The organism is Streptomyces sp. adm13(2018) (assembly GCF_008042145.1).
Lineage (GTDB): Bacteria > Actinomycetota > Actinomycetes > Streptomycetales > Streptomycetaceae > Streptomyces.
Map to the genome: position 1 here is coordinate 6732 of NZ_RDBH01000124.1, position 10415 is coordinate 17146.

Sequence of the window (10415 nt, forward strand, 5' to 3'; positions counted from 1 at the left end):
CCTCAACACCGCCCCCGCAGCTCCCCCTTCCCTCAACACCGCCCCCGCAGCTCCCCCTTCACCACCTTCCCGCTCGCGTTCCTCGGCAGTTCGGTCACGAACTCGACCTGCCTCGGGACCTTGAAGTTCGCCATCTCGCGGCGCGACCAGGCGATCAGGTCGTCCGCCGTGACCCGGGCGCCCGGCCTGCGGACCGCGAACGCCTTGCCGACCTCGCCCAGCCTCGGGTCCGGGACGCCGATCACGGCGACGTCCGCGATGTCCGGGTGGAGGCCCAGGAGCTGCTCGATCTCGGCCGGGTAGGCGTTGAAGCCGCCCACGATGAACATGTCCTTGAGGCGGTCGGTGATGCGCAGGTTGCCGGCCTCGTCGAGGACCCCGATGTCGCCGGTATGCAGCCAGCCGTCCTCGTCGATCGCCGCCGCGGTCTCGGGCTCGTCCTCGAAGTAGCCGCTCATCACGTGGTGGCCGCGGACCAGGACCTCCCCCGTCGGCGAAACGCGGACCTCCGTGCCGGGGATCGCGCGGCCCGAGGTGGTGGCCACCGTCTCCGCCGGGTCCTCGCGGCGGCACATGGTGACGATCCCGCTCGCCTCGGAGAGACCGTACGCCGTGAGGACCGTGCCGACGCCGAGCTCCGTGCGGAGCCGTTCGACCAGCCGGAGGGGGATCACGGCCGCGCCCGTCACGACCAGGCGGAGGGTGGAGAGGTCGTGGCCGCCGCGCGCCGGGTGGTCCAGGAGGGACTGGTGGAGGGTGGGGGGTCCAGGGAGGACGGTGATGCGTTCGGCGGCGATGTTGGCGAGGACGGTGTCGACGGTGAAGACGGACTGCGGGACGATCACCGCGCCCCGCATCAGGCAGGCGAGGATCCCGGCCTTGTAGCCGAAGGTGTGGAAGAACGGGTTGACCACGAGGTAACGGTCGCCCTCGCGCAGGCCCGCCAGTTCGGACCAGATCGCGTAGCAGCGCAGGCTCTGTGCGTGGCTGATGACTGCGCCCTTGGGGCGGCCGGTGGTGCCGGACGTGTAGACGATGTCGGAGGGGGCCGCGGGGGCGAGGGCGGCGGCCCGCGCCCGGACCCGGTCCGCCGGGACGGCGTCGCCCTCGGCGAGGAACTCCTTCCAGGTCGTCCACTCCTCGGGCGCGGTGTCGCCGAGGACCACGACCTTCTCCAGGTCGGGCAGCGCGACCCCGGAGCGGCGCAGGGAGGCCACGTAGGAGGTGCCGAGGAAGGTGCCGGTGACGAAGAGCAGGCGGGCGCGGGAGCGCTGGAGGACGGAGGCGGCCTCGGTGCCCTTGAAGCGGGTGTTGAGCGGGACGAGGACGGCGCCGGCGGTGACGGCACCGAGCGCGGAGACGATCCAGTCGAGGGTGTTGGGGGCCCAGATCGCGACCCGGTCCCCCGTGCGTATGCCGGTGGCGAGGCAGCCGGCCGCGGCCCGTTCGACGCGGGCGCCGAGTTCGGCGTAGCTGATCCGGTTGCGGCCGTCGACGACGGCCTCCCGGGCGCCGTAGCGCTCGGCGGCCGCTCGGACGAGACCGGGGATCGTGCCCCACTCCAGGTCGCCGCGCATGTCCATACCCAACCTCCCTGTAGCTGACTATCCGTCAGATTAGTTGTAGCCTGACGCGCTGTCAGCAGTGCTGCCCCAGGAGGAGGTCCGGTGCTCAAGGACGCCACGGCCATCGTCGGCATAGGTCAGACGGCCTTCGCCAAACAACTCCCCGAGTCGGAGAGGACGCTCGCCTGCCGGGCGATCCTCGCCGCCCTCGACGACGCCGGGATCGAGCCCTCCGAGGTCGACGGGTTCGCCTCGTACACGATGGAGGAGACCGACGAGGTCGAGGTCGCCAAGGCCATCGGCGCCGGCGACGTCACCTTCTTCTCCAAGGTCGGCTACGGCGGCGGCGGTTCCTGCGCCACCGTCGGCCACCTGGCCGCCGCCGTCGCCACCGGCCAGGCCACCGTCGGCGTCGCCTGGCGCTCCCGCAAGCGCGGCAGCGGCCCCCGGCCCTGGAAGAACACCGCCGTCCAGCTGCCCACCCCCGGCCAGTGGACCCGCCCCTTCGGACTGCTCCGCCCCGCCGACGAGATCGGCATGCTGGCCCGGCGCTACATGCACGAGTACGGCGCCACCCGCGACCACCTCTTCAACGTGGCCCTGGCCTGCCGCAACCGCGCCAACCAGAACCCCGACGCGATCATGTACGAGCGCCCGCTGACCCGCGAGATGTACATGACCTCGCGCTGGATCAGCGACCCCCTCTGCCTCTTCGACAACTGCCTGGAGACCGACGGCGCGCTGGCCTGCGTCATCGTCTCCGCCGCCCGGGCCCGCGACTGCCGACGGAAGCCCGTGTACGTGCACTCCGCCGCCCAGGGCCTGCCCGCCCAGCACCACGGCATGGTCAACTACTGGAACGACGACCCGCTCTCGGGCCCCGCCTGGACCGCCGCCCGCCATCTGTGGAAGCAGGCCGACTTCGGGCCGCAGGACGTCGACGTCGCCCAGATCTACGACGCCTTCACCCCGCTCGTCCCCCTCTCCCTGGAGGGCTACGGCTTCTGCGGCCGCGGCGAGGGCGCCGCCTTCACCGAGGGCGGCGCCCTGGAGACCGGCGGCCGGCTGCCCATCAACACGGGCGGCGGCGGCCTCAGCGAGGCCTACGTCCACGGCTTCAACCTCATCAACGAGGGTGTGAAGCAGCTCCGCGGCACCTCCACCGCCCAAGTCCCCGACGCCGCCACCTGCCTGGTCACCGCAGGCGAGGGCGTCCCCACCTCCGCCGTCCTGCTGCGCGCCTGAGGAGCTGGTCCCCATGCTGACCCCCGTCACCGACGAGGACGGCGCCCCCTTCTGGGAGTACGCCGCCCGGGGCGAACTGCGCGTCCAGAGCTGCGCCGACTGCGGCGAGCTGCGCTTCCCGCCCCGCCCCTGCTGCCCGCACTGCCAGTCGTTCGCGAGCGAGTGGCGCCCGATGTCCGGCCGCGGCCGGATCTGGTCGTACGTGTTCCCCCACCCGCCCCTGCTGCCCGACTACGCCGCCCAGGCCCCGTACAACGCGGTGATCGTCGAACTCGCCGACGCGCCCCGCATCCGCCTCGTCGGCAACGTGGTCGCCACCCCGGACGCCCCGCTCGACTCCGTCGACCCGAGCCGGCTCCGGATCGGGGCCCCGGTGCGGGTGGCCTTCGCCGAGATCGACGGCGTCGTCGTCCCGCGCTGGCTCCTGGAGCGCGGATGAGCGGCCCCGGCATCACGGTCGAGCGGGACGAGGAGACCGGCGTCGCCGTCGTCACCCTCGACCGGCCCGAGCGGCACAACGCGATCACCCCCGCCATGGCCCGCGCGCTGGGCGCCGTCTGGCGGGGCTTCCGGTACGAGGACGGGGTCCGCGCGATCGTCGTCACCGGCGCCGGCGGGCGGGCCTTCTCCACCGGGATCGACCGGACCGCCGTGGGGGAGGTGCCCCAGCCCTCCTCCCCGTACACGATCGACGACCCGCTGCTCGCGATCGGCCCCAAGGCCAACGACCTGTGGAAGCCGGTCGTCGCCGCCGTCGAGGGGATGGCCTGCGGCGGGGCGTTCTACCTGCTCGGCGAGGCCGAGTTCCTGATCGCGGGCGAGGACGCCGCCTTCTTCGACCCGCACACCACCTACGGCATGGTCAGCGCCTTCGAGACCGTCCACATGGCGCTGCGCATGCCGTACGGGGAGATCGCCCGGATGGCACTGATGGGCGGCGCCGAGCGGATCTCGGCCCGGCGCGCGTACGAGACCGGGCTCGTCTCCGAGCTGACCCCGCCCGGCGGCGCGCTGGCCGCCGCCCGCGCGGCCGCCGCCGTCGTCGCGGGCCATCCGACGGAGGCGGTCCAGGGCACGGTCCGGGCCCTGTGGTCGGTGCAGCAGGCCGCCCGCGCCCAGGCACTGGCGCACGCGCCGCACCTGGTCGCGCTGGGAAACCTGCCCGCGGACCGTCAGGCGGAGCTGTTCGGGAAGCGGGGGACGGGCTTCAGGACGCGGTAGCCGACGGGGTGGCGTAGCGTCGGGAGCGGGAGCAGGACCCCGAGGAGGCCGCAGCGATGATCCGTAACCTCGCCGGCTCGGTCCTGGCTCTCGCCGGAGCGACGGCCGCCGTCTGGAGCCCCTTCCGTGCCTGGTACGACGGCCGTCACGGACGCGACTACGCGATCGACGAGCTGTTCACCGGCATCACCGACGCCAGGGCCGAGGTGATCGGCTCGATCCTCGCGCCGTTCCTCTTCGCCGCCCTGCTGACCCTCCTCGGCGTGCTGCTGCGCTCCCGGCTGCTGGTCGCGTGCGCCGGGATCGTCGTCCTCGGCTTCACCGTGCTGTGGATGGTGCGGGTCGGGCAGGCCGAAGGCAGCCTGACGGTGGGCGGCGACGGCGGCGGTCTCGGCGACGGCGTCGCGAACGCCCTGGGCGGCGGCGTCCTGCTGCTGATCGGCGCGCTCGTCATGTCGGGCAGGTCCCGCGCCCCGCACCGAGGGGACCGGCCGCCGCCGCGGTCCGCCCGCCCGGCGCCGGACGCACCGCGCCCGGACGGGCCGCGCCCGGACGACCCCGACCCCCGGGAGGATCCGCGGGCGCACCCGCAGGCCTCGGCGCCGTACGCGGCGACGCAGACCTACGACGTCCCGGTCCGGGACCCCGACCAGGAACGGCGGAACCCGCCGCCGGGGAGCTGAGCATGCCCCGGGGCGGGTCCCCCTCGTGCGCGCGGCCTCGGCCCGCGGCGGTGTCCTACCGGGCGGCGGCTCCCCGGCCGGTGGCCGTGCCCTTGACCGCGTCGAGCGCGTACACGCAGCGGTCCTTGCTGCACGCGTAGACGACCCCGCCCCGGACCACCGGCGAGCCGGTGATCTCGCCGCCGGTCGCGAGCTTCCAGCGGAGCTGGCCACCGGTCGCGTCCAGGGTGTAGAGGACGTGGTCGGCCGAGCCGAAGTGGACCCGGCCGTCGGCGACGACCGGCGAGCCGACCAGCTCGCCGCCGGCCGCGAACCGCCAGCGGGGCGTGCCGGTGACCGCGTCGAGCGTGTACAGCGCGCTGCCGCTGCCGACGTGCACGTTGCCGTCGGCGACGAGGACGGGCTCGGTCGACTGGCGCGGCTCGGTCGCGATGCGCCAGCGGTCCTGGCCGGTGGTGGCGTCCAGGGCGTAGACCGTGCCGAGGTGGTCGGAGAGGTACACCCCGCCGCCCGTGACGGCCGGTCCCGGGGCGAACGCCGGCGGGGAGGTGAAGACGGCCGGGGCCTCGAAGTGCCAGCGGACGTGCCCCGCGGCGACGTCGATCGACAGGACCCGGGTCCCGGCGGAGACGTACACGCAGCCGTCCTCGGCCTGCGCCACCCGGACGGGCACGTTGGCGCAGGAGGCGGCGTCGCCGATCGGGTACGACCAGCGCTCCGTCCCGGTGCGGGCGTCGAGGGCCTGGAGGCGGGCGTCCCGCCACACGTACACGGTGTCGCCGTGCACGGCGGGTCCCGCCTCCGGGGTCTCGAAGTCGGTCTGGGCGCCGGTGATCTCCCACAGCTTGGCGCCGTTGGAGGCCTCCCAGGCCTGTACGCCGCCGCCGCGCGTCCCGGTGACGACGGTGCCCCGGTCGACCTGGAGCGCGTAGACCCAGGCGTCCGTCCGCAGCCGCCAGCGCTCGGTGCCGTCGGTCGCGTCGAGGGCGTAGAGGGTGGGGCCGTCGGAGGCGTGGATCCGGCCTGCGGAGACGGCCATGGACCAGGCCACGTCCCGGGTCTTGAACTGGCGCCGGCCGCTGCCGGTGTCCAGCGCGTGTACCTCGAAAGAGGTCACGTACAACAGGTCGCCGTCCACGACCGGGGTACCCCAGACGTCGTTCGACATCCGGAAGCGCCACGGCCGCCAGGGGCCGGGCTCGGCCGGCGCGGTCTGGTCGGAGCCCTGCGGTGGCACGTTGACCGGGCGGGAGCCGGGCGGCGGGCCGGGCTCCCCGGCGTACGAACCGTGGTCCGCGCCGTGCGGGCCGCCGCCGGGCGGCCGGATCCAGCCGGTCGCCGGGCCGGCGTCGGCGCCGCGGCCGACGGCGAGCGCCGCCCGGGTGTCGGCGACCCGGGGTCCGGGGCCGATCGGGACGGTCGCGCCGGCGAGGCGCACGGGTCCGCCGCCGCTCTCGGCGGGTCCCGCGTGCCGGCCGCCGGCGACGGGCGCCGGCTCCGGGAAGCGCGGGTCGCCGCCCCGCTCGGCGGGCTGCCGGGGCGGGCGCGGCGGCATCGGCGGCGCGGTGGCCGGCGGGGCCGGGCGGCCGCCGCGGCGGGTCTCGATCATGTCGGTGGCGCTCCGCGGCAGCCAGGCCGAGGCCGTGCCGCTGTCGTCGCTGCCGGGGCCGAAGAGGTGCGGGGCCAGCTGGGCCTGGAGGTCGGCCGGGGTGGGCCGGCGGCTGACGTCCATCTGCATGCAGGAGTCGATGAGGGGCCGCAGCTCGTCGGGCAGGCCCTCCAGGTCGGGTCCCTCGCGCAGCAGCATGAAGACGGTCTCGACCGGGTTGGCGCCGTGGAACGGCGCGTGGCCGGTGGCCGCGAAGACCAGCATCGAGCCCAGCGAGAAGACGTCGCTGGCGCCGGTGACGCTGCGCGAGTCGCGGGCCTGCTCGGGCGACATGTAGGCCGGGGTGCCGACGGCGACGTTGGTCATGGTCAGGCGCGTGTTGGAGACGCCCGACGCGATGCCGAAGTCGATCACCCGGGGGCCGTCCTCGACGACGAGGACGTTGGAGGGCTTGAGGTCGCGGTGGACCAGGCCCGCGCCGTGGATGGACTGCAGGGCCTCGGCTACGCCGGCGGCCAGCCAGCGCACGGCCTGGGCCGGGAGCGGTCCGCACTCGTTCACTATCTCCTCGAGCGAGGGCGCGGGGACGTACGCGGTCGCCAGCCAGGGCACGGCGGCCCGCGGGTCGGCGTCCACGACGGCGGCCGTGTAGAAGCCGGAGACCGCCCGCGCGGCCTCCACCTCGCGGGTGAAGCGGACCCGGAACAGCTGGTCCTCAGCGAGCTCCGTGCGCACGGTCTTGATCGCCACGCGCCGGCCCGAGGCCGAGCGTGCGAGATAGACCAGACCCATTCCGCCCGCGCCGAGCCGGCCCAGCACCTCGAAGGGCCCGATACGTCTCGGGTCGTGCTGCGTCAGCTGTTCCACTTGCCTGCCACCTCCCCGTACGGGCCATGAGGGTACGGCCCCGTGGCCCTGATTCTTCCTGTCCGAGGGCCCGGTTGCGAACCCGGGGGCGGATCGGGGTGTCTCAGGTCATAAGGAAGCACCCCGCGGGGCGCCCGCGGGTGGTCCTCACGCGGGGCGGGAGGGCTCCGAGAGGACCGCGAACCGCGCGCCCTGGTTGTCGTGGAGGACGGCGATCCGGCCGTGCGGGGTGTCGAAGGCGGGGGTGGCGACCCGGCCGCCGAGCCGGAGGGTGGTCGCGCAGGCCTCGTCGCAGTCGTCGACGACGAAGTAGACGAGGACGTGGCCCGGCATCTCCGCGGGGAAGTCGTCACTGATGACGGCGCGGCCGCCGAAGGCGCTGTCGTCGCCGGGCCGGGAGCCGGGGGGCGACCAGACGCGGTAGTCGAAGCCGCTGTCCCGGCCTTCCTCGTCGGGGTCGGCCTGCCGGCCGAGGTAGCCGAAGACGGCGGCGTAGAAGGTGTCGACGGCGTCGGGGCGGCGCGTGTACACCTCCATCCAGCAGTAGGCGCCCGGTTCGTCGGTCGTCTCGAAGCCGTCGTCGTCCCCGGACTGGCGGAGGCCGAAGACGGCGCCGCCGGGGTCCGCGGCGAGCGCGAGGACGCCGAAGGGGCCGACGGGGTAGGGCGCCATGACCATCTGGCCGCCGGCGGCCCTGATCCGGGTGGCGAGGGCGCCCGCGTCCGGGGTGGCCAGGTAGAGCGTCCAGGTGGTGGGCATGCGGCCGTCGCGCTTGGGGAGGAGGCCGGCCACCCGGCGGCCGTCGAGGAGGGCCTCGTCGCGGTCGGGGTCGAAGGTCCAGCCGAAGAGCTCGCCGTAGAAGCGCTTGCCCGCCCGGAGGTCGGGGAGCTGCGCCTCCACCCAGCAGGGGGTGCCCTCGGTGCGTACGGCCATGTCCACCACGCTAGGTCGCCGGAAGCGGTCCCGCAGGGCTCCGGAACACCCGGATATACGAACAAAGTACCGATTTACAGGTCCGGAACCCTTGGGGCGCCCGGGTTGTCCACCGAAGTTGTCCACAGGCTGTTCATAAGCCTGTTCGGGTACGCGGTTGCCGCGGCGGGCCGGGGAGGCCGGGCCCTCTCCGCCCGGTGGAGAGCGGGCCGCCGCCTTCGCCGCCCGCCAGGAGTGGCGCGATCCCGCCCCTCCCCCGCGCCGGGCCGCCCGTGGAGACACGCGTGCCGACCTCGGAGAACACGCGCGGCCGGGGGGTGCACCCCATTTGCAGTCGGCCGAATCGCGCGCCGACACCCCCTCGGTAAGCTGACGGCATGACAGGACAAGTACGCACCGTCGACGGCCGCGTGGCCGGACGACGCGGGCAGGCGACGCGGCAGAAGCTGCTCGACTGCCTCGGTGAGATGCTCAGCTCCTCGCCCTACCGGGACGTCAAGGTCATCGATGTGGCCCGGAAGGCGGGTACTTCACCCGCGACGTTCTATCAGTACTTCCCGGACGTCGAGGGGGCCGTGCTCGAGATCGCGGAGGAAATGGCCAAGGAGGGCGCCGGGTTGACCGAGCTGGTCTCCGGCCGCTCCTGGGTCGGCAAGGCGGGCTGGCAGACCTCCGAGGAACTCGTCGAGGGCTTCCTGGACTTCTGGCGGAAGCACGACGCGATCCTCCGGGTCGTGGACCTCGGCGCCGCGGAGGGCGACAAGCGGTTCTACAAGATCCGCATGAAGATCCTGAACTCGGTCACCAACTCCCTCACGGACGCGGTGAAGGAGCTCCAGGCCAAGGGCAAGGTCGACAAGGAGGTCAGCCCCGCCGCCATGGCCGGCTCGCTGGTGGCGATGCTGGCCGCGGTCGCCGGCCACCAGAAGGGCTTCACGACCTGGGGCGTGAAGCAGGCCGAACTCAAGCCCAACCTGGCCCTGTTGGTGCATCTGGGCATCACCGGCAAGAAGCCGACCAGATAGTCCCGACCCCTCCTCCACCCGTCCTGTCGTCGACGCCGACGGCGGCCCGCCCCCACGGACCGCCGTCGGCGTCGCCGTGTCCGGGGCCGGCGTCGGTTTCGGCGTCATCACGGCCGGGGTCGGCGTCGCCGTGTCCGGCACCCGGGCCGCCCGCCCGCCGGTCCCTCACCGCCGCGTCAGCCGGAACAGTCTGATCTCGCGCTCGATCCGCGCCTGGTACGTGGCGTACGGCGGCCAGAACTCCAGGGCCGCCCGCCAGGCCTCCGCGCGCTCCTCGCCCGCGAGCAGCCGGGCCCGTACGGGGATGTCCTCGCCCTTCCAGTTCACCTCGACGTCCGGATGGGCGAGCAGGTTCGCGGTCCATGCCGGGTGTCCCGGGCGGCCGAAGTTGGAGCCGACGAGCAGCCAGCCGCCGTCCGCCTCCGGCAGGCAGGCGAGCGGGGTGACCCGGGGCAGCCCGCTCCTCGCACCCCGGGCGGTCAGCACCACACCGGGCAGCATCCGGGCACTGAGCAGCACCTTTCCCCTGGTCAGCCGGTGTACGGCCTTGTCCATGGCGGGCACCACGCGCGGGCCGATCCGGGCGAACGTCCGGGTCGAGGACATCTTCTGCATGAGGGTGCGTCCCAGGAGCATCTACGCCGCCGCCTCTCCGAGGAGTCCGGTCCGTTCCGCCGCGCGGGCGCGCAGCCGCCGCACGGGCCCGAAGAGCAGTTCGTCGGAGGCGGCCCGCCGGAAGAAGGGCTGCGCCTCGTGCTCCCCGGTGACGCCGAGGCCGCCGGGGAGCCGGACGCACTCGTCGGCGGCGGCGCGCAGCGCCTCCAGCGCGTGGGCGAGGGCGAGCGGTCCGCCGTCGTGCCCGGGGCCGGGTTCCCGGGCGGCGGCGTACGTGAGGGAGCGCGCGGCCTCGACCTGGACGCAGAGGTCGGCGAGGCGGTGTCCGGCCGCCGGGAGGGAGCCGGCGGGCCGGCCGGGCCGCTCGCTCCCGCCGATGTGGGCGACGGTCCGGTCGAGGGCCTCCCGGGCCGTGCCGACGGCCTCGGCGGCCAGCAGGACGGCGGCGCGGCGGCCGGTGGCGGCGAGGGCGGCGAGGACGTCGGCGGGCTCCTCGCCGAGCAGTTCGGCGGCGGTGTCGCGGAACTGGACGGAGGCCTGGGGGCGGGTGGGTCCGTCGCCGCGCCGCCGTCCTGCTGGCCGCCGAGGCCGTCGGCACGGCCCGGGAGGCCCTCGACCGGACCGGCACGGCCCGGGAGGCCCTCGACCGGAC

10 protein-coding genes are annotated in these 10415 nt (G+C 74.5%); 5 read left to right on the plus strand and 5 right to left on the minus strand.

Going from position 1 to position 10415, the window contains the following annotated elements; translation table 11 throughout:
• Positions 1 to 32 precede the first annotated feature (32 nt).
• Positions 33 to 1577, minus strand: coding sequence for a FadD3 family acyl-CoA ligase (locus EAO70_RS15685; protein WP_148003610.1), 1545 nt, complete (start codon positions 1575 to 1577; stop codon positions 33 to 35).
• A gap of 90 nt (positions 1578 to 1667) precedes the next feature.
• Between EAO70_RS15685 and EAO70_RS15690 the strand changes: the two genes are divergently transcribed.
• Genes EAO70_RS15690 through EAO70_RS15705 form a run of 4 tightly spaced genes read left to right on the plus strand, consistent with a single transcriptional unit; the run spans position 1668 to position 4714 of the window.
• Positions 1668 to 2810, plus strand: coding sequence for a lipid-transfer protein (locus tag EAO70_RS15690; protein ID WP_148003601.1), 1143 nt, complete (start codon positions 1668 to 1670; stop codon positions 2808 to 2810).
• Positions 2811 to 2823: 13 nt separating this feature from the next.
• Positions 2824 to 3249 (plus strand): Zn-ribbon domain-containing OB-fold protein, encoded by a 426-nt coding sequence (locus EAO70_RS15695; RefSeq protein WP_148003602.1) that lies wholly within the window; start codon positions 2824 to 2826, stop codon positions 3247 to 3249.
• Positions 3246 to 4031 carry an enoyl-CoA hydratase/isomerase family protein gene (locus EAO70_RS15700; protein ID WP_148003603.1) on the plus strand — a complete coding sequence of 262 codons (786 nt, stop codon included), beginning with the start codon at positions 3246 to 3248 and terminating at the stop codon, positions 4029 to 4031. The genes EAO70_RS15695 and EAO70_RS15700 overlap by 4 nt, the downstream gene beginning before the upstream one ends.
• Positions 4032 to 4087: 56 nt before the next feature.
• Positions 4088 to 4714 (plus strand): hypothetical protein, encoded by a 627-nt coding sequence (locus EAO70_RS15705; RefSeq protein ID WP_148003604.1) that lies wholly within the window; start codon positions 4088 to 4090, stop codon positions 4712 to 4714.
• A 55-nt stretch (positions 4715 to 4769) separates the two neighbouring features.
• Here the strand turns inward: EAO70_RS15705 and EAO70_RS15710 are convergent, their stop codons facing one another.
• Together EAO70_RS15710 and EAO70_RS15715 are read right to left on the minus strand one after the other, a co-directional pair.
• The gene (locus EAO70_RS15710) at positions 4770 to 7190 is read right to left on the minus strand and encodes a PQQ-binding-like beta-propeller repeat protein (protein WP_148003605.1); all 2421 of its coding nucleotides are present in this window, start codon (positions 7188 to 7190) and stop codon (positions 4770 to 4772) included.
• Between the two features lie 147 nt (positions 7191 to 7337).
• Complete coding sequence (locus tag EAO70_RS15715) at positions 7338 to 8123, minus strand: VOC family protein (protein ID WP_148003606.1); 786 nt, start codon at positions 8121 to 8123, stop codon at positions 7338 to 7340.
• Positions 8124 to 8500: 377 nt separating this feature from the next.
• Here EAO70_RS15715 and EAO70_RS15720 point away from each other — a divergent pair, with 377 nt between their 5' ends.
• Positions 8501 to 9148, plus strand: coding sequence for a TetR family transcriptional regulator (locus EAO70_RS15720; protein ID WP_030315615.1), 648 nt, complete (start codon positions 8501 to 8503; stop codon positions 9146 to 9148).
• A gap of 165 nt (positions 9149 to 9313) precedes the next feature.
• On the opposite strand, the gene EAO70_RS15725 is transcribed toward EAO70_RS15720, so the two are convergent.
• Positions 9314 to 9784, minus strand: a complete 471-nt coding sequence (locus EAO70_RS15725) for a nitroreductase family deazaflavin-dependent oxidoreductase (RefSeq protein ID WP_148003607.1) — start codon at positions 9782 to 9784, stop codon at positions 9314 to 9316.
• Positions 9785 to 10415: acyl-CoA dehydrogenase family protein (locus tag EAO70_RS15730; protein WP_261992890.1), on the minus strand; the 631-nt coding region annotated here is incomplete at its 5' end.